The sequence below is a fragment of the Nocardia sp. NRRL WC-3656 genome (genome assembly GCF_000720265.1).
Lineage (GTDB): Bacteria > Actinomycetota > Actinomycetes > Mycobacteriales > Mycobacteriaceae > Nocardia > Nocardia nova.
Genome location: NZ_JOJF01000005.1, coordinates 64,441 through 87,415 on the forward strand (window position 1 = coordinate 64,441; position 22,975 = coordinate 87,415).

General features: G+C 66.9%; 22 protein-coding genes. 15 read left to right on the top strand and 7 right to left on the bottom strand.

What is annotated here, in order from left to right; genetic code table 11:
• Positions 1–11 precede the first annotated feature (11 nt).
• The 4 genes from IG65_RS0109015 to IG65_RS0109030 are packed head-to-tail and all read right to left on the bottom strand — an operon-like array spanning position 12 to position 4,036.
• Entirely contained in the window at positions 12–1,088 is a 1,077-nt protein-coding gene (locus tag IG65_RS0109015; protein WP_030514395.1) for a class 1 fructose-bisphosphatase, read from the bottom strand.
• Positions 1,073–2,104 (bottom strand): AAA family ATPase, encoded by a 1,032-nt coding sequence (locus IG65_RS0109020; protein WP_030514396.1) that lies wholly within the window; start codon positions 2,102–2,104, stop codon positions 1,073–1,075. Before IG65_RS0109020 ends, IG65_RS0109015 begins: the two co-directional genes overlap by 16 nt.
• A 25-nt stretch (positions 2,105–2,129) precedes the next feature.
• A complete protein-coding gene (locus tag IG65_RS0109025; protein WP_030514397.1) occupies positions 2,130–2,552 on the bottom strand; it encodes a ribulose bisphosphate carboxylase small subunit in 423 nt (140 codons plus the stop codon).
• 41 nt (positions 2,553–2,593) lie between these two features.
• Positions 2,594–4,036, bottom strand: a complete 1,443-nt coding sequence (locus tag IG65_RS0109030) for a form I ribulose bisphosphate carboxylase large subunit (protein WP_030514398.1) — start codon at positions 4,034–4,036, stop codon at positions 2,594–2,596.
• 192 nt (positions 4,037–4,228) lie between these two features.
• Between IG65_RS0109030 and IG65_RS0109035 the strand changes: the two genes are divergently transcribed.
• A complete protein-coding gene (locus IG65_RS0109035) occupies positions 4,229–5,200 on the top strand; it encodes a LysR family transcriptional regulator (RefSeq protein ID WP_231509110.1) in 972 nt (323 codons plus the stop codon).
• A gap of 26 nt (positions 5,201–5,226) precedes the next feature.
• Here the strand turns inward: IG65_RS0109035 and IG65_RS0109040 are convergent, their stop codons facing one another.
• Complete coding sequence (locus tag IG65_RS0109040; RefSeq protein ID WP_030514400.1) at positions 5,227–7,284, bottom strand: TcpD family membrane protein; 2,058 nt, start codon at positions 7,282–7,284, stop codon at positions 5,227–5,229.
• A 923-nt stretch (positions 7,285–8,207) separates the two neighbouring features.
• Here IG65_RS0109040 and IG65_RS0109045 point away from each other — a divergent pair.
• Entirely contained in the window at positions 8,208–8,666 is a 459-nt protein-coding gene (locus IG65_RS0109045; protein ID WP_030514401.1) for a MarR family winged helix-turn-helix transcriptional regulator, read from the top strand.
• A gap of 98 nt (positions 8,667–8,764) precedes the next feature.
• The gene (locus IG65_RS0109050; protein ID WP_030514402.1) at positions 8,765–9,748 is read left to right on the top strand and encodes an aldo/keto reductase; all 984 of its coding nucleotides are present in this window, start codon (positions 8,765–8,767) and stop codon (positions 9,746–9,748) included.
• A 3-nt stretch (positions 9,749–9,751) separates the two neighbouring features.
• Here IG65_RS0109050 and IG65_RS0109055 read toward each other — a convergent pair whose 3' ends face one another.
• On the bottom strand, positions 9,752–10,144 hold the full coding sequence (locus IG65_RS0109055; RefSeq protein WP_030514403.1) for a PASTA domain-containing protein: 393 nt from the start codon (positions 10,142–10,144) through the stop codon (positions 9,752–9,754).
• Positions 10,145–10,462: 318 nt separating this feature from the next.
• Here IG65_RS0109055 and IG65_RS39555 point away from each other — a divergent pair, with 318 nt between their 5' ends.
• Positions 10,463–10,585, top strand: a complete 123-nt coding sequence (locus tag IG65_RS39555) for a hypothetical protein (protein ID WP_255359451.1) — start codon at positions 10,463–10,465, stop codon at positions 10,583–10,585.
• A gap of 226 nt (positions 10,586–10,811) precedes the next feature.
• On the opposite strand, the gene IG65_RS0109065 is transcribed toward IG65_RS39555, so the two are convergent.
• Positions 10,812–11,240, bottom strand: coding sequence for a CBS domain-containing protein (locus tag IG65_RS0109065; protein ID WP_030514405.1), 429 nt, complete (start codon positions 11,238–11,240; stop codon positions 10,812–10,814).
• A 230-nt stretch (positions 11,241–11,470) separates the two neighbouring features.
• On the opposite strand from IG65_RS0109065, the gene IG65_RS0109070 reads away from it, so the two are divergent.
• The 11 genes from IG65_RS0109070 (at position 11,471) to nuoK (ending at position 22,975) form a co-directional block, all read left to right on the top strand.
• Entirely contained in the window at positions 11,471–11,878 is a 408-nt protein-coding gene (locus tag IG65_RS0109070; RefSeq protein WP_030514406.1) for a chemotaxis protein CheY, read from the top strand.
• A gap of 344 nt (positions 11,879–12,222) precedes the next feature.
• Positions 12,223–12,603 (top strand): NADH-quinone oxidoreductase subunit A, encoded by a 381-nt coding sequence (locus tag IG65_RS0109075; protein ID WP_030514407.1) that lies wholly within the window; start codon positions 12,223–12,225, stop codon positions 12,601–12,603.
• A 103-nt stretch (positions 12,604–12,706) separates the two neighbouring features.
• Complete coding sequence (locus tag IG65_RS0109080; RefSeq protein WP_030514408.1) at positions 12,707–13,261, top strand: NADH-quinone oxidoreductase subunit B family protein; 555 nt, start codon at positions 12,707–12,709, stop codon at positions 13,259–13,261.
• A gap of 170 nt (positions 13,262–13,431) precedes the next feature.
• Positions 13,432–14,058 (top strand): NADH-quinone oxidoreductase subunit C, encoded by a 627-nt coding sequence (locus IG65_RS0109085; protein WP_051755668.1) that lies wholly within the window; start codon positions 13,432–13,434, stop codon positions 14,056–14,058.
• Positions 14,058–15,389, top strand: coding sequence for an NADH dehydrogenase (quinone) subunit D (nuoD, locus tag IG65_RS0109090; RefSeq protein WP_030514410.1), 1,332 nt, complete (start codon positions 14,058–14,060; stop codon positions 15,387–15,389). Before IG65_RS0109085 ends, nuoD begins: the two co-directional genes overlap by 1 nt.
• Complete coding sequence (nuoE, locus tag IG65_RS0109095) at positions 15,386–16,147, top strand: NADH-quinone oxidoreductase subunit NuoE (protein ID WP_030514411.1); 762 nt, start codon at positions 15,386–15,388, stop codon at positions 16,145–16,147. The genes nuoD and nuoE overlap by 4 nt, the downstream gene beginning before the upstream one ends.
• Positions 16,147–17,502 (top strand): NADH-quinone oxidoreductase subunit NuoF, encoded by a 1,356-nt coding sequence (nuoF, locus tag IG65_RS0109100; protein WP_036523812.1) that lies wholly within the window; start codon positions 16,147–16,149, stop codon positions 17,500–17,502. The genes nuoE and nuoF overlap by 1 nt, the downstream gene beginning before the upstream one ends.
• On the top strand, positions 17,499–19,967 hold the full coding sequence (locus IG65_RS0109105) for an NADH-quinone oxidoreductase subunit G (RefSeq protein WP_030514413.1): 2,469 nt from the start codon (positions 17,499–17,501) through the stop codon (positions 19,965–19,967). The genes nuoF and IG65_RS0109105 overlap by 4 nt, the downstream gene beginning before the upstream one ends.
• Complete coding sequence (gene nuoH, locus IG65_RS39025) at positions 19,960–21,822, top strand: NADH-quinone oxidoreductase subunit NuoH (RefSeq protein WP_369801494.1); 1,863 nt, start codon at positions 19,960–19,962, stop codon at positions 21,820–21,822. The genes IG65_RS0109105 and nuoH overlap by 8 nt, the downstream gene beginning before the upstream one ends.
• A complete protein-coding gene (locus IG65_RS0109115) occupies positions 21,819–22,679 on the top strand; it encodes an NADH-quinone oxidoreductase subunit J (RefSeq protein WP_051755628.1) in 861 nt (286 codons plus the stop codon). The genes nuoH and IG65_RS0109115 overlap by 4 nt, the downstream gene beginning before the upstream one ends.
• A complete protein-coding gene (nuoK, locus tag IG65_RS0109120; RefSeq protein WP_025350204.1) occupies positions 22,676–22,975 on the top strand; it encodes an NADH-quinone oxidoreductase subunit NuoK in 300 nt (99 codons plus the stop codon). Before IG65_RS0109115 ends, nuoK begins: the two co-directional genes overlap by 4 nt.

Genomic DNA, 22,975 nt, shown 5'->3' on the forward strand with positions numbered 1-22,975 from the left:
TCAGCCGGCGTTCAATGACGCGCCGGTCGGAACAGGGTGCGGGTACCGAACAACGACGCGTCGAACGGCGGTCCGGCATCGGGTTCACGGTGATAGCGCTCGATCCGGCGCACCTCGTTGCGCGATCCGAAAACCAGCGGGATCTGCTGATGCAGGTGCTCGGGAATCACCTCGAGCACCCGTTCGTGGCCGGTGGTCGCGGCACCGCCGGCTTGTTCGATGACGAAGGCGATCGGATTGGCGCCGTAGAGCAGCGAGACCCGCCCGGGCCGGCCGGGATCGCGGGTGTCGTACGGATACAGATAGACCCCGCCGCGGGTGAGGATATGAAAGGCGTCGGCGACCAGCGACGCCACCCAGCGCATATTGAAGTCGCGCGACCGCGGCCCCTCCACTCCGTCGAGACATTCGTGCACATAACGCCGCACCGGGCGCTGCCAGAACCGCTCGTTGGCGGCATTGATCGCGAATCCCGAGGTGTCCTCCGGAATGCGCATGCGGGGATGGGTGAGGACGAAGGCGCCGATCTCCCGATCGAGAGTGAATCCGTCGACTCCGCTGCCGGTGGTGAGAACCAGCATCGTCGCCGGGCCGTACAGCGTGAATCCCGCGCACACCTGCCGTACGCCCGGTTGCAGAAAATCCGCCGCCTGCGGCGCCCGCCCGTCCTCCGGTGCGCGCAGCACACTGAATATCGTGCCGACCGGCAGATTCACATCGATATTCGAGGAGCCGTCCAGTGGATCGAAGGCCAGCATGTATTTGCCGCGGCGCACCTCCCCCGGCACCGGATGAAATCCGTTCATCTGCTCCGACAGCAACGCCGACAACGGCCCGCTCGATTCGGATTGCTCCACCATGATGTCGTTGGCGATGGCGTCCATGCGCCGATGCAGGCTCACCGGCGGATCCGTGCCGTCGGATGCGTCGAGCGCGCCCACGATGCGACCGCGGGTCACCTGATTGGCGATGATCTTCGCCGCGGTGGACACCACATTCAGCAGCGCGGAAAATTCCCCGGAAGAACCGGGATGCCGATGTTCCTGTTCGATCGTGTAGCGGGTGAGGGTTTTCATTCCGTCGGGCACGCCGGCGCCTCCTCCGCGGCACGCGCACCATCGCCGAAAACGCTGCTGCCGTAGATGTCTTCGGCCGTCAGCGTCATCAGGTCGGCCTTGCCGAGCGGGCGATGCTCCTGCACGAGCCGATTGGCCTGGCGCAGCCGGCACCGGTCCACGGCGTTGCGGACACTGCGCGCATTCGCGAACCGCGGCCGCGCCATCCGCACCTCGAGGTAGTCGTCGAAGGCCGCTGCCGCCGAATTGCCGAACCGGAAATTCTGCTGTGCCACCATCACTTCCGCGATCGCCAGCAATTCCTCGCGCGTGTAGTCCGGGAATTCGATGTGGTGAGCCACCCGCGAGGACAAACCGGGATTGGCGGAGAAGAACGTCTCCATCCGGTCCGGATATCCGGCGAAGATCACCACCAGGCTGGAACGTTCGGTCTCCATCTCCTGCAGCAGGATCTCGATGACCTCCTGTCCGTAGTCCCGCTCGTTCTCCGGCCGGAACAGGTAATAGGCCTCGTCGATGAACAGCACTCCCCCCGCCGCTTTGGCCAGTGCCTCCTTGGTCTTGGGGGCGGTGTGGCCGATGAACTGGCCCACCAGGTCGTCGCGGGTCACCGTGTGCACCTTCGGTTTCCGGATGTAGCCGAGGGCGTGCAGCATCTCCGCCATCCGCAGCGCGACCGTCGTCTTCCCGGTGCCGGGACCGCCGGTGAAACTCATATGCATGGTGGGACGGTCGGCCTGCAATCCGAACCGCTGCCGGGCCCGGTCGATCAGCAGCAACGCCGCGATCTCACGCACCCGCTGCTTGACCGTGGCCAGCCCGATCAGTTCCGCATCGAGCCGGGCCAGAGTGTCCTCGACGTTCTTACCGGCCAGATCCGTCGACAGATCGACCGTCGCGTCGTCGGCCAGCGTGATCTCCGACGGGTCGGGATCCGCGTGCGGCTCGATGTGATTCGCACCCGAACCGCTCGCGCCGGGCCGGTACATCCGAAATCCCGATCCGCTGCCCTGTGTGCCACCGGACATCGCCGGCCTCCCGTCCACCATCGCCTCAGTCCCGGTAGCGCGCGCCCGCGGGCACGTCGGTGGCGTAGGACCGCAGGCCGTAGTGCTGCCGGCGATCCTCGGTCTCGGTGCGCACCACCACGAAGCCCGGTTCGTCGGCGGGCCGCTGCACCAGGAAACTCAGTGCGGTCGTCTGCCGGCCGTAGCTCGCGTCGTAGGCGTTGACGCGGATGTAGTGGTGCGGGAACGTCGAACGGCAGGCGTTCACCTCGGCGAGCACACCGTCGGGTTCGTCGAGGTCGAACAGCGGCAACCCCCACATCTCCCAGTAGACGTTGCGTGGATGCGGATCGTCGGTGTACTCGATCGAGACGGGCCAGTTGTTGAGCAGCGCATAGCGGATCTGAGCGCCGATCTCGGTATCGGTCAGGTCGGGCAGATGGGAGAACGTCCCTTGACGCAGATGCATTGCGTCTCCTTGTGTGTCGTCGGGTCGATCGGGCCGGGCGGTCAGGCGGTGACCGTCGGTACCGCGTCGGGGGCGTCGGTGGAGGTGTAGTCGAAGGTGACATCGCCCCAGGTCGCGAGCGCGACGTCCAGCGACGGACAGATCCTCGCCGCGGCGCGCAGGGCGTCGGGCCCCTCCTTCAGCAGATCGCGACCTTCGTTGCGCGCCTTGACCATTGCCTCCAGGGCGACCCGGTTGGCCTCCGCGCCCGCGGCGATACCCATCGGATGGCCGATGGTGCCGCCGCCGAACTGCAGGATCGCGTCGTCGCCGAACAGATCCAGCAGTTGATGCATCTGCCCCGCGTGGATTCCGCCCGATGCCACCGGCATCACTCCGGGCAGACTCGCCCAGTCCTGGTCGAAGAAGATGCCGTTGCGCGGATTGGCCGGAATGTGGTTGTCGCGCAACGTATCGTAGAAACCCTTCACCGTGTGCGGGTCCCCCTCGAGCTTGCCGATGACGGTGCCGGCGTGCAGGTGATCCACGCCGATGAGGCGGCACCATTTCGCCAGCACCCGGAAGCTGACACCGTGGGTCTTCTGACGGGTGAAGGTCGAATGCCCGGCCCGGTGCAGATGCAACAGCATCCCGTTGCGCCGCGCCCACTTCGACATCGACTGCATCGCCGTGTAGCCGACGGTGAGGTCCATCATCACGATCACGCTGCCGAGCGATTTCGCGAACTCCGCGCGCTCGTACATATCCTCCATCGTGGCGGCCGTGATATTGAGATAGTGACCCTTCAATTCTCCCGTTTCCGCGGTCGCGCGGTTCACGCCCTCAATGGCGAACAGATAGCGATCGCGCCATCGCATGAACGGTTGTGAGTTGATGTTCTCGTCGTCCTTGGTGAAATCGAGGCCACCCTTACACGCCTCGTACACCACCCGTCCGTAGTTGCGTGCCGAGAGGCCGAGTTTCGGCTTCACGGTCGCCCCCAGCAACGGCCGGCCGTACTTGTTCAGATATTCCCGTTCCATAACGATTCCATGCGGCGGTCCCTGAAAGGTCTTGACATAGGCCACCGGAATACGCATGTCCTCGAGCCGCAATGCCTGAAGCGGTTTGAAACCGAAGACATTGCCGATCACCGAGGAGGTCAGATTGGTGATCGAGCCCTCTTCGAAAAGGTCCAGATCGTAGGCGATATAGGCGAAATACTCTCCCGGCCGCCCCGGCACCTCCTCGACCCGATAGCATTTGGCCCGGTAGCGGTCGTGCGCGGTGAGCCGGTCGGTCCACACGACAGTCCATGTGGCAGTGGAGGATTCGCCGGCCACGGCAGCTGCCGCCTCGATCGGGTCCACCCCCGGTTGCGGCGTCACCCGGAACACCGCCAGCACATCGGTATCGCAGGGTTGATAGTCCGCGTCGTAATAGCCCATCGACGCATACGAGTGCACGCCCGGATCCCAGCGGTCACGAGTCGATTCGTCGGTCATCGGTCCTCCTGTATTTTGCGGGACACCCGCACCCGGTCGGCGTCGCGAGCCGCTGCGCGAATCTCACCTGCGACACCTCCTGGGATGGTGCGGCGAGTGCGCAGATTCAGGATGCGGGCACCGCCCGGCGAGGACAATTCGATTGTTTCCGGTCTCGCTCAACCGAATCGTTGGGTTTGCTACCGTCTGTAGATGGGAACGGTGAGTGCGGTCCGAATGGAAACGTTTCTGGCTGTGGCCCGGCACAACAGCATTCGGCGCGCCGCTGCGCAACTGCACATCACCGAGGCGGCCGCATCGGCGGCGGTGGCACATATCGAAAAGCAACTCGGCGCGAAACTGATCGCGAAATCCGGACGCGGTATCGCACTCACCGAGGCGGGGCGGGTCTATGCCGAATACTGCCGCAGCATCCTCGGTTTGATGAAAGAAGCGCATGCCGCAGTACGCCGCGCCGAAACGGGGCGGTTGCGTATCGGGGTGGTGGCGACCGCCGGGGAATACGTGCTGCTGCGGCTGCTGGTGTCGTTTCGCGACCGCTACCCCGAGATCGAACTGGGTCTGTCGATCCACCCACGCGATCTGCTGTTCATCGAATTACAGCACCACGAAACCGATCTCGTGATCGCCGGGCGTCCGCCCCGCGACACCGGGTTGGTGGTGCGGGCGCGCCGGCCCAGCCGCCTGGTCGTGGTGGGAGCGCCGGGACGATCCCACGATCCGCGCACCACGACCTGGCTGTTGCGCGGCCCCGGTTCGGGCACCAGGGACACCACACTGGCCCTGCTGGATCGGCTGCAGATCCGCCCACCCGCCCTCACCCTCGGCACCCACGGCGCCGTCCTCGCCGCCGCCCGGGAAGGGCTGGGGATCACGCTGATTCACAGCGACGCGGTGGAAGCAGATGTGGCGCAAGGCAACCTGGTCGTCGTGCCGGTCGAGGGAACACCGCTGGACCGCCCGTGGCATGCGGTGACGACCGGCACCCCGACTCCGGCGGCCCGCCTGTTCGTCGCGCATATGGTCGACCCCGCCCGGGTGGGCGACCACGCCTTCCACCCGACCACCGACCACCCCACCGGCCCCTTGCCGACCACCTCCACCGCCTCCGACCCGGCCCCGAAGCCTCATTCGACCACACGACGCCCCGGCACCGGACCGTAAGTGTCTCCACCGCCGGAGCCGTAGCGTCACGGCTGCCAGGGATCGGCGCCCATCTCTGGTTTGAGATGGTGCAGATTGGTGATCCGGCGTGCGGATTCCCGCAACTGGCGCCTGTGCTGCTCCAACGCGGGGTCGTTGGTCACCACCGACCGGTGATATCTCTCCGCGGTCGCCAGGTGGTTCTCGGCCAGTCGGTTGCCGATGTAGTAGCGGGTGTCGCGCCCGGCATTGTTCCACTGGTCCGGAGTAATCCGGCGTATCGCCGTCTCGGAGTCCCAGGATCGCTCGACCAGCCGCACGAAATTGTGATCGATCGCGGCGCCGTCCTCGGGAGCGTTGGCGTGTCGCCTGAAGTTGGCCGCGGCCACCACCGCCTGCGCGGAGAAGGCCTCGTGCGCGCGATCGCCGACGTGGTTGTCGACGGCCATCGACGCAGCGAGCGCCTTTTGCAGCGGGGCGAACCCGTACGGCGACGCGTCCCGGAGGCTCGCCTTCTGCACGGCCAATGCCCGCAGCGCGTCGATAACTCCCTGATCGGTGGCTCCGGTCGCCAAAAGGGTGGGAGCGAGATACAGATCCGGCACCCGGCTGTCGGTCAGCCCGTCCAGCGCATTGGCCACGCCGAGGGTCGACTCCAAACCGTCGCCGCCGGCGCGCGCGAGCGCCTTCTCGCGCCAGTTCAGCCGGTTCAGCTGGAGCCATTGCGCACCCTCGCGGTTCAGCGGCGCGCTGTCCATATTCGCCAGATCCGCGCGCTTGCGCCGTAGCGCGAACGGATTCAGCGGTCCCATGGTGCGCCCGGCAGCCCAGGCGGCGATCGGTGACGAGTTCAAGGTGTTCAGGGCCGCCACGGTGGTCAAAAGCTTTGTCGGAGAATGCGCGCCGGATCCGCCACCGGGCATGCCGAGGGCGGTCTTTCCGCCGGCCCCCGTGGCGAAGCCACCCTGGGTCGCGAGCGCGAATCGGTTGGCGATCCAGTCGTTTCCTCTGTCCAGGTTGAAATCGAGGCGGCGCAGCTGCGTGATCGCGATGATCTCGACACACACGACGATTATCAGAACCGCGAACACCTGGCCCTGCGCCTGGTCGAACAGGCCGCCGAGAAGGACGAGATATATTCCGAGAAATATAATGAAGGCGACCATTTTGAATCCGGACACGAAGGAATGCACGAGACTTCGCACCAGGTGTGTCTGGGTGGGTCCGTATATGAATCCGCCCGCGGCGAACCCGAATATCGTCATGAACGCGTAGTAGATGGCGTCGAACGCGGTGCGCATGATTTTGAGGGCCATGTAGACGCCGAACAGGATTGTTATCAAGCCGCAGAGGATCAGCACCAGGCCGGTACCGACCTGCGACATCGTCGGATGGTCGATGCGGTGGATAGCATCCATGTCATGACAGTTCTCCAGGCCCGAGTGCAGCAGATTCTTGCTGCCTGCCGTGATTCCGGCGGTCCACGCGTTCCGGCACGCGGAATTGCCGTCGATGACATGTCCGAAATTCCATACCTGGACCGGCTTACGTACCAAGTTGTCCGCCAGGGCGCTCTGGATGTTCTTCACAAATTCGCCGGCCGCAGGCGTGGATCGGCCTTGGAGGCCTGCTACCACGGCAATGCCGAGGTCGCGGCCCTGAGCCATCAGTCCGTCGGAGGAGAGGACATCGGCCAGCGGATTCGCCAGGAAGAACGGTCCTGCTATGCCGATGAGAATCATCGTTACCGCTTGTGACGTGGCTTTGGAATGGAATCCGCGCACGACGAACCAGGCCACGACGAGTGCGCCGATGGTTGCCGCGGTGACGAGCATCATCGGAGTCGCAAGCTGTTCGGTGAGTGCGGAGGCCAGCCCGCGCAGCGGGTTTGCCAGCATATCCAGCCATTTGAAGCTGAGGGCCATGCCGATGAGCCATATGGCGGTCGTCATGATGACGACGTACAGGATCAGTTCGAACCCGAGAGCCGACCACAACACGGTGGTGCCGGGATGCAGTATTCCGGGGTCTTTCGCGGCGAATTGATAGTTCGCCAGCGGGGCCCCGGTGGAATCGTGTATCTGCATCCAACTGACGGCATCCACGGACGAACTGTCGTCTTCGGTATCGGTACCAGGTTGCGCCCGCGCTATTCCGATCATGCCAGGCGGTGCGAGGACGGCCAGCACCGAGAGAAACAAGAAAAGAAAGAGCCGACGTCGTATCGGCGAAATGCCGGGCTTCGACGGACTCGCCATCGGCTGTGAAGCTGCGGTAATGCGATCGATTCTCATCGGTCGTGCCAACTTCCGGTAAGAGAGCAGCGTTGTAGCCGTGCCGAAAGCCGCCCTTCGACCCAGGGGCGCTTTTTTACATGCTCGGACTACCCGCCGCTCGCATTGTCGAGGGGGTTCACACAGGTGACGCGCGGCCGGAACCTGAACCGCCGCAGACAGAATTCGGCTACGGAGCCCAGCGTTCCGGCTTCGATATCAGTGCTGTTGCAGACTGCGATGCCGACAACCAGTGCAAAGCAGTCGGAAAGGCGTGATCACCCGAGTCGCGTCGTCATCGCAAGCGACGGCGATCGCGTCTCCAGGCGGTGAAACGGCGATCGACGTTACATCGCGAGCTCAGCTCGAGCGCGGGCGTCCCACTCGGGGGTTCGAGTGGTCGAAGCGCTGTGTTGCGCGCGGAGTTCGTTTGCCGCTGTGTTCATCGCCGTCCTGAGTCCGTTAACCCATTATTCAAGTCCAAGATACCCTGTGCCCGAGGCATTTTCGACTCTCCAGGCCTGGGACACCGGGCCCGGAACATCCGCCGTCGATCCGGCCGGCAGCCTGTCGTGCGGGAACGGTGTGCAACCGCCACGCGGAACGAGGCCGGGTCGGCCGAGGAAACCCTCGGCGCCGCCGATGAGCCGGCCGAACGCGTCGGGATCGAGCGGGAGGGCATACTTACTGAATCGGATATCGCCGACGGTGCGGCTGCCGACGGTCCCAGCACACGCGTAGGAGCGACAACGCCCATGATCCAGCAGGAGCGCGCACGCAGCGCGGAGGAACTTGCCGAGGCGGCGGATCTGTATTTCGCGCTCGGCAGGATCACCCGGCTCCTGCGGCGCTCCGGCGATCTGGGTTCGCTGAGCCCCGGTTCGGCGGCGGCACTGGGCACCCTGGTGCGCAGCGGCCCGATGCGACTGGGCGATCTGGCCGCCGCTGAACACGTCACCGCCCCCACGATGTCGCGCATCGTGTCGGGTCTGGAGAAGTACGGATACCTCGAACGCACCGCCGACCCGGCCGACGGCAGAGCTCAGTTGCTGACCGTCACCGAACAGGCGAAATCGCTGGTCAACGGGCTCACATCGGCCCGGATCCAGCGCTTTGCCGCCGCCCTCGACGATATCGATCCGCAGCAGCGCCGCACGCTCGGCGACGCACTGGCTGTGCTCGTCGCACGGCTCGACGACGACGGCTCCCGGTAACGGCTTGACTTGGAGCGCACTCCAAGTCGTAGCGTCGGCCTCGTGAGTTCGCAGGGACTCACCATCCAATCCGATGGCACCTCAGGAGGACCGCTCGCATGATCGCGACCAGGAAACTCGGCGAATTGACCGTCGGCGCACAGGGACTCGGCTGCATGGGCATGAGCCAGGCCTACGGTGTGCGCGACAACGACGAGGAGTCGATCGCCACCATCCATCGCGCCCTCGACCTCGGGGTGACCCTGCTCGACACGGCGAACGTCTACGGCGCCGGCGCCAACGAGGAGCTGGTGGGCCGGGCCATCGCCGGTCGGCGCGACCAGGTGGTCCTCGCGACCAAATTCGGCATCGTGTGGGGCGAGGGCGGCAGCATGGGCGCCCGGGGCGACGCCGCCTACGTCGCGCAGTCCTGCGACGAATCGCTGAAGCGCCTCGGCGTGGACCACATCGACCTGTACTACCAGCACCGCGTCGACCCGAATGTGCCGGTCGAGGAGACCTGGGGCGCGCTGTCGGAGCTGGTCACCGCGGGTAAGGTCCGCTACCTCGGCATCTCCGAGGCTTCCGCCCAGACCATCCGCCGCGCGCACGCCGTACATCCGGTGACCGCATTGCAGAGCGAATGGTCGCTGTGGACGCGCGGTATCGAAGAGGAGGTTCTGCCCACCTGCCGTGAACTCGGCATCGGAATCGTGCCGTTCTCCCCGCTCGGGCGCGGCTTCCTCACCGGCTCGATCACCTCCACCGCCGATCTGCCCGCCGACGACCTGCGCCGCGCGCTGCCGCGCTTCGCCGACGACAACATCGACCGCAACCTGGCCGTCGTCGCCGAACTGCGTGCGATGGCGGAGGAAACGGGCGTGACCGCAGGCCAATTGGCACTGGCCTGGGTCCAGTCCCGCGGTGACGACGTGGTCCCGATTCCGGGCACCAAGCGCCGCACCTATCTCGAGCAGAATGTGGCGGCCACCGAGATCGAGCTCAGCGCCGAGGATCTGGCGCGGATCGAGGCCGCCGCCCCGGCCGACGCCTTCGCCGGAGCCCGGTATCCCGAGCACCTGGCCCGCGCCGCCGGCAAGTAGTGATCAGTGCGGGACGTCGACCGTCAGCGTGACCGGGGTGTCCGCGGCGACCGGCGTCCCCGCCTCCGGCTGCTGGGCGGTGACCGTCCAGGGGGTCGTCGCAGCGCCCGGATCGTGCATCACGTCGCGTCCGTCCGCGGTGGTGATACCGGTGACGTCGAAGCACAGCGCCGCACCGACCACGGTCTGCCCCAGTGGCTTCCCGCGGAAGTCGGGTAGCGGACGGGGCCAGGGTTGCGCGCCGCAGTCCTGGCCGGCCGCCGCCGCGACGGAACTCGATTGCGCCGCAGCGGATGTCGCGGTGGCGCCGCTCGCCTGGTCGCCGGAGGAGCCGCCGCAGGCTCCGACGGTGCAGGCGACAGCGAGCAGGGACGCGGCGAATGCGATGCGGCGCATGAATATCCTTCGGATCGAACGGCGTGTTCGGCGCCGCCGACCAGCGAACGGACGCGCGTGCAACGCACCCTAATACGCGATCGGTCACCGATCGAATCGGCCGGATCACCGCCCGGATATGCGACGTGGTCGGCGGCCGTTCGGAACGCTCCACAACGCAGACGCCGGGCGGTGAGCTCCGAGGGACAGCGCACGTCTCGAACCCCACCCGATACACCCGATGCCGGCATCGGCGACCTCGTGGTTCCGAACGAACCGCCCGAGGGAATTCTGCTCCGAAAACGGAGCGCGCAGATAACCTTTCGTGGTTACGAACCGGTGAATATCCAATCACCGTGCGGCAATGACGGATTCGGCGGCCGCCGTCACGATGCGGTGGCGAGGCTCGACACCCGCACCTCGAACATCGTCAGCCTGCTGCAGGCATTGCATCTGATGTAGATACACGGTCGAGAAAAACCGAATCCGCCACCGGCGTATCTGGGCCAGCGCGCCTGCGGCCGGCCCGCACTGGCCGATACGGGGACCTCGCTCGCCGCCGACGTCACTTACCTGCTGCAGGCGTAAGGCCTGGCCTGATTGTCACCGGCACCGACCGTGCCCGGGTCCCGGCGGACCCGGGCACGCTGCTGTTCCGGCCGGTCGCGGCCGGATCCGGGCCGGATGCTCAACCCTGCAGATATTGCTCGAGGTGTTCGCGCTCGTCCTGCAACTCCGAGATCGCGCTCTTGACCACATCTCCGATACTGACGATCCCGACCATTCGCCCGTGATCGACGACCGGCAGGTGCCGGATCCGATGTTCGGTCATCGTCGCGCGCAAACTCTCCACCCGATTCTCGGGCGAGCAGGTGTGCACGATCGCGGTCATGATGTCGGATACCGGCCGGGTCAACAGCTGCGCACCCTGTCTGTACAGGCAGCGGACCACATCCCGCTCCGAGACGATCCCGTCCAACGCGCCGCCGGCACCACACACCACCACCGCGCCGACATTGTGTTCGGCCAGCACCGCCAGCAATCTGTCGACCGTCGCCTCCGGCGCGATCGTCACCACATCGGCCCCCTTGTTGCGCAAAACCTCCGAAATTCGCATCGTCCACCGCCCTGTCGAGCCTGTCGTTGTTACGCCCTGCCGGGACAGTTCTGCCACCGAACTGCCGCCGGTTATAAGGATCGCGCGTTTTCTCCGCGGTGACCAGCAACGATTCCGATCGGCACGATCAACCTGGCGGTGAAGCGGGCGGCGAGCGCCACGCCCGGCGCGGGGACCGTTGCCGCCCAAGCTGCCACCGCGGCCGATCCGATGGACGTAGCATCCCAAGCGTGGCCGATGCGAACCGTCCCGCGCTGCGGGTTCTCGTCTACAGCAGCGATGCCGACACCCGTCGCCAGGTGATGCTGGCGCTGGGCAAGCATCCGCATCCCGACCTGCCGCCGTTCGACTACCGCGAGACCGCCACCGCGCCGGTGGTGATCGAACAGCTCGACGCCGGCGGGATCGACCTGGCGATTCTCGACGGTGAGGCCACACCCACCGGCGGAATGGGGCTGGCCAAACAGCTCAAGGACGAAATCGCCGACTGCCCGCCCATCGTGGTGCTGACCGGCAGGGCCGACGATGCCTGGCTCGCCGCTTGGTCCCGGGCCGAGGCGGCGGTCGCGCTTCCCCTGGACCCGTTCCAGCTCACCTCGGCGGTCACCACGGCTCTGAACGCTCGCCCCGCCGCCTGATCAGCGCTTTCCCGGTCGGCCGACAATCTCGTCGGCCGACCGTTTTCGTGCGCGGCGAGGGTCGCGGCACGCCCGGTTGCGGGGAGGCCATTGCGTTGTTTCGGTCATAAGTGACAGTTCCGAATTCGATCAAACACCGGGGCGGAACCGTGAGTATTCAGAAAGAGCAGTTGTAGGCTGTGCTGTAGCTCACACGAGCGTGGTTGTTGATATGAATGGCGCCCTGCCTGCCCTGTCGTCCCGCGCTCGCGCTCGAGCTGCGCTTCGGGGTGAGACTGGCCCGGCAGACGACGATGTCAGCCCCGCCTCGGCAGTTGCCGGCGAGGGAGAGGGGTTGTGCCGTTGTGAATACCCAGGTGCCGACTCTTGTGCTCGGTGCGATCGCTGCCGCGTTCGCGCTGGGATCGGTGTTGCTGGCGGCCGTGATCGGCCCCAAACGCTACAACCGCGCCAAACTCGAAGCCTACGAATGCGGTATCGAACCCACCCCGCACGCCATCGCCGGCGGGCCGGGAAATGCTGCGGGACAACGCTTTCCGGTGAAGTACTACCTCACCGCGATGCTGTTCATCATCTTCGACATCGAGATCGTATTCCTCTATCCGTGGGCGGTGCACTTCGATGCCCTCGGCGTCTTCGGGTTGGCGGCCATGGCGCTGTTCATTCTCAACGTCTCGGTTGCCTACGCCTACGAGTGGAGGCGCGGCGGCCTGAGCTGGGACTGAACGCGGGCGGGCCGCTCGGCCCGTCGGCACCGCATACCCAACCCGTCGTCCCGGCGTCCGCCGGGACCGAGGATTCGCACACGGAAGTGAGAGTTGATCCGAGATGGGGCTCGAGGAGAAATTGCCCAGCGGCTTCCTGCTGAGCACGGTCGAACAGTTCGCCGGATACCTGCGTAAGGGCTCGCTGTGGCCCGCGACGTTCGGGCTGGCCTGCTGCGCGATCGAGATGATGGCCACGGGAGCCGGTCGCTTCGACAGCGCCCGCTTCGGGATGGAGGTCTTCCGCGCCTCGCCGCGGCAGGCGGACCTGATGATCGTCGCGGGCCGGGTCAGCCAGAAGATGGCGCCGGTGCTGCGGCAGGTCTACGACCAGATGACCGAACCCAAATGGGTGCTGGCGATGGGGGTGTGCGCCTCCTCCGGCGGCATGTTCAACAACTACGCCATCGTGCAGGGCGTGGATCACGTTGTGCCCGTGGACATCTACCTGCCCGGCTGTCCCCCGCGCCCGGAGATGCTGCTGCATGCCATCTTGAAACTGCACGAGAAGATCCAGGAGATGCCGCTGGGTGTCGACCGCGCCGAGGCCGTCCGCGCGGCCGAGGCGGCCGCGCTCGCCTCCACCCCGACGATCCGGATGGAGGGGTTGCTGCGATGAGCCTGGACGCACCACGCGGCGCCGGCGATTCGCCCGAGAGCTCCGCGAACATCGAATCCTCCTCCCCCCCGCCCGCACCCGGGCCGGCGAACGAACCGGCGATCGAGCCCGAATCGCGAGGTCCTTCCCCCGACCGCCCCGACGACGAGGTCATCGGTGTGCGCCGCGGCATGTTCGGCGTCAGGGGCACCGGCGACACCTCCGGATACGGGCGGCTCGTGCGGACCGTCAGCCTGCCCGGCAGCACCCCCGCGCCCTACGGTTCCTATTTCGACGAGGTCGTCACCGCGCTGGCGCAGTCCCTGGGGGAACACGTATTCGGCACCGCGATCGACAAGGTCGTGGTGTTCGCCGGCGAGCTGACTCTGCATGTGCGGCGGGAGCGGGTCGTCGACGTGGCCCGCGCCCTGCGCGACGACCCGGCACTGCGTTTCGAACTGTGCCTCGGCGTGAACGGCGTGCACTATCCGGACGATACGGGCCGCGAACTGCACGCCGTCTACCACCTGCTGTCGATCACGCACAACCGGCGAGTGCGGGTCGAGGTGGCGGTCCCGGATTCGGATCCGCATATGCCGTCGCTGTTCCCGGTATATCCGACCACCGACTGGCACGAGCGCGAAACCTACGACTTCTTCGGCATCGTCTTCGACGGGCACCCGTCGCTGACGCGGATCATGATGCCCGACGACTGGCGTGGACATCCGCAGCGCAAGGACTACCCGCTCGGCGGGATCCCGGTCGAGTACAAGGGCGCGCGTATTCCGCCGCCGGACCAGCGGAGGACCTACAGCTGATGAACCACACCGAAATCACCGGCGCCGCAACGGATCCGGTCGCCGAGAGCCCGGCGGTCACGGTCGTCGGACAGGACTGGGACGATGTGCGCGAGGCCCTCGACGGCGCCGCGGAGGAGCGCATCGTCGTCAATATGGGGCCACAGCATCCGTCCACGCACGGCGTGCTGCGGCTGATCCTCGAGATCGAGGGCGAAACGGTCACCGAGGCGCGCTGCGGAATCGGCTACCTGCACACCGGCATCGAGAAGAATCTCGAGTTCCGCAACTGGGTGCAGGGCGTCACGTTCGTGACCCGGATGGACTACCTTTCCCCGCTGTTCAACGAGACGGCCTACTGCCTGGCCGTGGAGCGGCTGCTCGGCATCACCGACGATATTCCCGAGCGGGTGAACATCGTCCGCGTCATGCTGATGGAACTCAACCGCATCTCCTCCCATCTGGTCGCGCTGGCCACCGGAGGTATGGAACTCGGCGCGCTGACGCCGATGCTGTTCGGCTTCCGCGAGCGCGAGCTGATCCTCGACATCTTCGAAACCGTCACCGGACTGCGGATGAACCACGCCTACATCCGTCCGGGCGGACTGGCACAGGATCTGCCGCCCGACGCGGTGGGCAAGATCCGGGATCTGCTGGCCCTCATGCCGAAACGGCTGCGCGATATGGAGTTGCTGCTCAACGAGAACCCGATCTTCAAGGCGCGCACGCGCGGCATCGGATATCTCGACCTGGCCTCGTGTATGGCTCTGGGAGTGACGGGCCCGGTCCTGCGCTCGACCGGACTGCCGCACGATCTGCGCAAGTCGCAGCCGTACTGCGGCTACGAGGACTACGAGTTCGACGTCATGACCGACACCGGATGCGACTGCTACGGCCGCTACCTGATCCGCATCAAGGAGATGAAGGAGTCGCTGAAGATCGTCGAGCAGTGCCTCGACAAACTCCGCCCGGGCCCGGTCATGGTGTCGGACAAGAAGATCGCGTGGCCGGCCGATCTGAAGCTCGGGCCCGACGGCCTCGGCAATTCCGCCGAACATATCGGCACCATCATGGGCACCTCCATGGAGGCGCTGATCCACCACTTCAAACTCGTCACCGAGGGTATGCGGGTGCCGCCCGGCCAGGTGTACACATCGGTGGAGTCCCCGCGCGGCGAACTCGGCGTCCACATGGTCTCCGACGGCGGAACCCGGCCCTACCGTGTGCATTTCCGCGATCCCTCGTTCACGAATCTGCAGGCCGTGGCGGCGATGTGCGAAGGCGGCATGGTCGCCGACGTGATCGCCTCCGTGGCCAGCATCGACCCGGTGATGGGTGGTGTCGACCGATGACAGCCGAACCGATTCCCGCGACCGCGACCGGTCGCGACCCGATCCTGCTGCAGTTGTCGCAGCGGCCCGTCCCCTACCCGCCGCAGGTGCAGGAGAATCTGCGGGCGGAGGCACGGGAGATCATCGATCGCTATCCGCACCCGCGCTCGGCGCTGCTGCCGCTGCTGCATCTGGTGCAGAGCGTCGAAGGATATGTCAGCAGCACCGGGATCGCGTTCTGCGCCGAACAACTCGGGCTCACCGACGCCGAAGTGACCGCGGTCGCCACCTTCTACTCGATGTATCGCCGCACCCCGACCGGCGACTATCACGTCGGAGTCTGCACCAATACGCTGTGCGCGGTCATGGGCGGCGACGAGATCCTGGCCGCGCTCACCCGGCATCTGGAGATCACCCCCGGGGAAACGACCGCGGACGGGTCCATCACGCTGGAACATCTGGAGTGCAACGCCGCCTGCGATTACGCCCCGGTCGTCATGGTGAACTGGGAATTCTTCGACAACCAGACCCCGGAGTTGGCCCGCGCGCTCGCCGACGCGCTGCGAGCCGGACGCGAGGTCACCGGCACGCGCAGCGGCGCACCGTTGTGCAGCTTCCGCGAAACGGCCCGCATCCTCGCCGGATTCCCGGATCGGCGGCCCGACGCCAACGACGGCACCCCCGGAGAAGCCACCCTCGCCGGTCTGCGTGTAGCGGCCGAGCAGTCGGCACCTGCTGCGCCGCAGGGTGATTCGGACATCGAACGGGGGGAACAGTAATGACGCTCGCGCCCGTACTCACCCGCTACTGGGATCAGCCGCAATCGTGGACCCTCGACACCTACCGGGCACACGACGGCTATCGCGCCCTGTCCCGGGCGCTGGGCATGCATCCCGACGAGGTCATCGCCACGGTGAAAGACGCCGGGCTGCGCGGCCGCGGCGGCGCCGGATTTCCCACCGGCATGAAGTGGGGTTTCATCCCGCAGGATCCCGAGGGATCGCCGGCGGCCGGTAAACCGCACTACCTGGTGGTCAACGCCGACGAATCCGAACCCGGCACCTGCAAGGACATCCCGTTGATGATGGCGACCCCGCATGTGCTGGTCGAGGGCGCCATCATCGCCGCCTACGCCATCCGCGCCGCCCATGCGTTCATCTATCTGCGCGGCGAGGTAGTGCCGGTGCTGCGCCGGCTCCAGACCGCCGTCGAAGAGGCCTATGCCGCAGGCTATCTGGGCCGAAACATCCTCGGGTCGGGTTTCGATCTCGACCTGATCGTGCACGCCGGGGCCGGTGCCTACATCTGCGGTGAGGAAACCGCCCTGCTGGATTCGCTCGAGGGCCGCCGCGGCCAGCCTCGCCTGCGCCCGCCCTTCCCCGCCGTCGCCGGGCTGTACGCGTGCCCGACCGTGGTCAACAATGTGGAGTCGATCGCGAGTGTGCCGGCCATCCTGCACAACGGCGTCGAATGGTTCCGTTCGATGGGGTCGGAGAAATCGCCCGGCTTCACCCTGTACTCGCTGTCCGGGCACGTCACCCGGCCGGGCCAGTACGAGGCGCCGCTGGGTGTGACGCTGCGCGAACTTCTCGGCCACGCCGGTGGTGTGCGCGCCGGGCACACCCTGAAGTTCTGGACTCCCGGCGGCTCCTCCACGCCCTTGTTCACCGCCGAACACCTCGATGTGCCGCTGGACTACGAGAACGTGGGCGCGGCCGGATCCATGCTGGGCACCAAGGCATTACAGATCTTCGACGACACCACCTGCGTGGTCCGCGCGGTCCTGCGCTGGACCGAGTTCTACGCCCACGAATCCTGCGGAAAATGCACACCCTGCCGGGAGGGCACCTACTGGCTGGTGCAGCTGCTGCAACGGCTGGAGTCCGGCGGCGGTACCGACGCCGACCTGGACACCCTGCTCGATATCGCCGACAACATCAACGGCAAATCGTTCTGCGCGCTCGGCGACGGTGCGGCAAGCCCGATCGTGTCCTCTCTCGAATACTTCCGCGACGAATACGCCGAGCACATCCGGCTGGGCCGGTGCCCGTTCGATCCCGCTCGCTCGACCGCCTGGGCCGCCGCCACGGCCGCGACCGCCACCGCAGCGACGCCTGCCGAAGGAGTGCGATGACCGCGACAGTGAGCCACGACAGCAGTGGCGTCATCCCCCAGGACATGGTCACCGTCACCATCGACGGCACGACGATCGCGGTGCCCACCGGAACGCTGCTCATCCGGGCGGCCGAACTCGTCGGAATCCAGATCCCCCGATTCTGCGATCATCCGCTGCTCGATCCGGTCGGGGCGTGCCGGCAGTGCCTGGTCGAAGTGGAGGGGCAGCGCAAGCCCGTCGCCTCCTGCACGATGGCCGTCACCGACGGGATGATCGCCCACACCCAGATCAGTTCGCCGACCGCGCAGAAGGCGCAGGCCGGTGTGATGGAACTGCTGCTGATCAACCATCCGCTGGATTGCCCGGTCTGCGACAAGGGCGGGGAATGCCCGCTGCAGAACCAGGCGATGTCCAGCGGCCGGCCCGAATCACGCTTCGAAGGGGTGAAACGCACCTACCCCAAACCGATTCCGCTCTCGCCCGCGGTGCTGCTGGATCGGGAGCGGTGCGTACTGTGCGCCCGCTGCACCCGGTTCTCGCAGCAGATCGCCGGTGATCCGTTCATCGAGCTGATGGACCGCGGCGCACTGCAGCAGGTCGGGATCGCCGACGGCGAGCCGATGGACTCATACTTCTCCGGCAACACCGTCCAGATCTGCCCGGTCGGCGCCCTCACCGGCACCACCTACCGCTTCCGCGCCCGCCCCTTCGACCTGGTCTCGAGTCCGGCGGTGTGCGAGCACTGCGCCGCCGGGTGCGCCCAGCGCACCGACCACCGCCGCGGAAAAGTGCTGCGCCGCTTGGCCGGTGATGATCCGCAGGTCAACGAGGAATGGAATTGCGACAAGGGCCGGTGGGCCTTCACCTACGCGACCGAACCCGACCGGATCACCACTCCCCTGATCCGCGACGACAGCGGCGTCCTCGTTCCGGCTTCGTGGTCGGAGGCGCTCGCGCGAGCGGGTGCGGGACTGGCCGCCGCCCGCGGGAACGCCGGAGTGCTGGTGGGCGGTCGGATCACCGTCGAGGACGCCTACGCGTACGCCAAATTCGCGCGTATCGCACTGGGCACCAACGACATCGATTTCCGTGCTCGCGCCCATTCCGCCGAGGAGGCCGAATTCCTGGCCGCGGCGATCGCCGGACAAGGGGTGCGGGTGGACTACGGGGCGCTGGATTCGGCGCCGGTCGTCCTGCTCGCCGGACTCGAACCCGAAGAGGAGTGCCCGATCCTGCATCTGCGGCTGCGCAAGGCCGCCCGCACCTCGGCGACCGCGATCTATTCGCTGGCCGCCTACGCGAGCCGGGGGCTGCGACGGCTATCGGGCCGGTTGATCCCGACCGTGCCCGGTGACGAGGCGCGACTGTTGCAGGCCCTGGCGGTGGCGGGCGCCGGATACGAATGCCCGCCCGATCCGCCGGGACTCGACGAACTCGCCCGCGCACTGCGCCGCCGCGGCGCGGTGATACTGGCCGGCGAACGACTGGCGACGCTGCCCGGCGCGCTGTCGGCGGTGGCGGCACTGGCCGAGACCACCGGCGCCACGGTCGCATGGGTGCCGCGCCGCGCCGGGGAACGCGGCGCGCTCGAAGCGGGCGCGCTGCCCGGTCTGCTGCCGGGCGGCCGCCCCATCGCGAATGCGCGTGCGCGCCGGCAGGTTCAGCGACTCTGGCAGGTCGACGAACTGCCGGCCGCACCCGGACGCGATACCTCCGCGATCCTCGACGCCGGCCGTCACCCCGGCGCGCTGCTGATCGGCGGTGTGGAGATCGCCGATCTGCCCGATCCCCGCGCCGCCCGGGCCGCCCTCGAGGCCGCCGCCTTCGTGGTCAGCTTGGAATTGCGGCACAGCGAGGTCACCGCGCGGGCCGATGTGGTGTTCCCCGTCGCCTCGGCCATGGAGAAGGCGGGAACATACCTGACCTGGGAGGGCCGGCCGCGGCCGTTCGGCGCCGCTCTCGGTGATGCGACGGTTCGGCGGCAGGCTGCTCCGCTGGCCGATCATCGCGTGCTGCATTCGCTGGCCGACGAGATGGGTGTGCGACTGGGTTTGCCGACGGTGGATGCTGCCCGCGCGGAATTGGACGCCCTGGGTGTCTGGGACGGGCCGCGGCCGCAGCCGCCGGCGCATCCGTCGGCCGCACTACCGGATACCGAAACCGGCACCGCCATCCTCGCCGGCTGGCGCATGCTGCTCGACAACGGCCGCATGCAGGACGGTGAACCGAATCTCGCCGGCACGGCACGGCCCGCGGTGCTGCGGCTGTCGCCGGCCACCGCCGCCGAAATCGGCTCGGCCACCGGCGATTCGGTGCGGATCAGCACCGGGCACGGTCGCATCGTGCTGCCGCTCGAGATCACCGAGATGCCCGATCGCGTCGCCTGGCTGCCGTGGAATTCGGCGGAGTCGACGGTCAACGACCGGCTCACCACCGCCCTCGGTCACCGCGTGCGCATCCAACGGGAGGACCCCCATGAGTGAGATGTCACCGGCTCTGCTGGTCTCGGCCCCGGCCGATCTGTCCGCCTTCGGCCACGACCCGTGGTGGCTGGTCGTGGTCAAATCCATCGGTATCTTCATCTTCCTGCTGCTCATCCCGCTGCTCGCGGTGGTGATCGAGCGCAAGGTGGTGGCCTGGATGCAGATGCGGGTCGGACCCAATCGGGTCGGGCCGCGCGGTTCGCTGCAATCCATCGCCGACGGGGTGAAGATGCTCCTCAAGGAGGACATCGTCCCGGCGATGGTCGACAAGCCCATCTACATTCTGGCGCCGATCGTCGCGCTGATTCCGGCGGTGATGGCGTTCGCGGTGATACCGCTCGGACCGGAGGTGTCGATCTTCGGCACCCGCACACCGCTGCAGTTGACCGATATGCCGGTGGGGGTGCTCTACATCCTCGCGATGACCTCGATCGGGGTCTACGGCATCGTGCTGGCGGGATGGTCGTCGGGATCGACGTATCCGCTGCTCGGCGGTCTGCGGTCGACCGCGCAGGTGATTTCCTACGAGATCGCGATGGCGGCCTGTTTCGCGGCGGTCTTCCTGCTGGCCGGGACCATGTCCACCTCCGGCATCGTGGAGCGGCAGTGGGGCACCTGGAACATATGGCTGCTGCTGCCGTCGTTCGTCATCTACGCGGTGGCGATGGTCGGCGAAACCAACCGCGCACCCTTCGATCTCCCCGAAGCCGAGGGTGAACTCGTCGGCGGTTTCCACACCGAATACTCGTCGCTGAAATTCGCGATGTTCATGATGGCCGAATACATCAACATGGGCACCGTCTCGGCACTGGCCACCACACTGTTCTTCGGCGGCTGGCATGCACCCTTCCCGCTGAACCTGTGGGACGGCGCGAATTCGGGCTGGTGGCCGCTGCTGTGGTTCACGCTGAAGGTCTGGACCTTCCTGTTCGTTTTCATCTGGTTGCGCGGGACGCTGCCGCGGCTGCGCTACGACCAGTTCATGAATCTCGGCTGGAAGTTGCTCATTCCGGTGTCGCTGCTGTGGGTGATGATCGTGGCGACGCTGAAGGTGGTGCAGGACAACGGCCACGACGTGCAGACCACGGGCCTCGTGATCGCCGGGGTGATCATCTCGGTGGGCCTGCTGGCGAAAATGCTGCGCGCCGGGCGTGCCGGTGACAATCTCGCACCGGAAATCACTGGGACGCAACAGTTCTCGGACTTCCCGGTTCCGCCGATGCCCGAGACCGCGCCGCCTGCCACCAAAGCCGGTCTGCTGGAACCCATAGGCGGATTCTGGGTCACCTTCGTCACGATGTTCAAGAAGAAGAACACCGAGTTCTACCCCGAGGAAAAGGTGCCGACCGCGCCGCGCTACCACGGCCGCCACCAGCTCAACCGCCATCCCGACGGCCTGGAGAAGTGCATCGGCTGCGAACTGTGCGCGTGGGCCTGCCCCGCGGACGCGATCTACGTCGAGGGCGCCGACAACACCGACAGCGAGCGCTACTCCCCCGGCGAACGCTTCGGCCGCGTCTACCAGATCAACTATCTGCGCTGCATCGGCTGCGGACTGTGCATCGAGGCGTGCCCCACGCGGGCATTGACGATGACCAACGAATACGAGATGGCCGACGACAATCGCGCCGATCTGATCTACGAGAAGGACCGGCTGCTCGCCCCGCTGGGCGACGGGATGATCGCCCCGCCGCACGCCGCCTATCCGGGCGCCACCGAGGAGGACTACTACCTGGGCGCGGTCCCCGCCGCCCCCGGCACCGACCGCGATACCGGGCTCCGTCCCACCGGCACCACCGCCGCGGACACCGGTCTCGAACCGGCCGCCACCGGTGCGCAAGGAGGTGCGCAATGACCCCGGCCGCGAATGTGCTTGCCGCCGAAGCTGCCACCCGTACCTCGACCGGGGAGGCGGTGCTGTTCTGGGTCCTGGCCGTGGTCGCGGTGGCGGGCGGTCTCGGCATGGTGTGTGCCCGCAAGGCCGTGCACTCCGCGCTGTGCCTGGCGGCCACCATGATCACCCTGTCGGTGTTCTACATCGCCCAGGACGCGCTGTTCCTGGGCGTCGTGCAGATCGTGGTGTACACGGGCGCGGTCATGATGTTGTTCCTGTTCGTCCTGATGCTCGTCGGTGTCGACTCGGCCGAATCGCTGCGGGAGACGTTGCGCGGGCACCGCATCGCCGTCGTCGTGGTGGGTGCCGGATTCGGGTTGCTGCTGATCGGGGCGATCGCCCGGGGCGTGCGCGACGATTCGGTCGCGGCCACCGGTCCCGGATTCGGCGCCGACCCGATCGGCGCGCTGGCCGAGCTGATCTTCGTGCGTTACGTGTGGGCCTTCGAACTCACCGGCGCGCTGCTGATCACCGCCACCATCGGCGCGATGATCCTCGCGCATCGGGAACGGTTCGGTCCGCGCACCGGGCAGCGCGAACAATCGCAGCGCCGCCTGCGCGAAGGCCACCGCATCACGCCCCTGCCCACCCCCGGTGTCTATGCCCGCCACAACGCCGTCGACGTGCCGGCCCGGCTGCCCGACGGCTCGTTCGCCGAACTGTCGGTGAGCACCATCCTGCGCCATCGCCGCCGTCGGGCCCACACCGAGGACGCGGTGATCGGTATGGGAGAAGGCAACGGCGGTGGCGAGAACGGACGCAGCGACAGCAACGGCGCCCACGCGACCGGCGACAACGAGAGGAAGGCTCCGCGGTGAATCCGGACAACTACCTGTATCTGTCCGCCCTGCTGTTCACCATCGGCGCGGCCGGGGTGCTGGTGCGGCGCAACGCGATCGTGGTGTTCATGTGCATCGAACTGATGCTCAACGCGGTCAATCTCGCCTTCGTCACCTTCGCCCGGCAGCACCACAACCTCGACGGGCAGGTGTTCGCGTTCTTCACGATGGTCGTCGCCGCGGCGGAAGTCGTCGTGGGCCTGGCGATCATCATGACCATCTTCCGCACCCGCCGCTCGACCTCGGTCGACGACGCCAACCTGTTGAAGTACTGA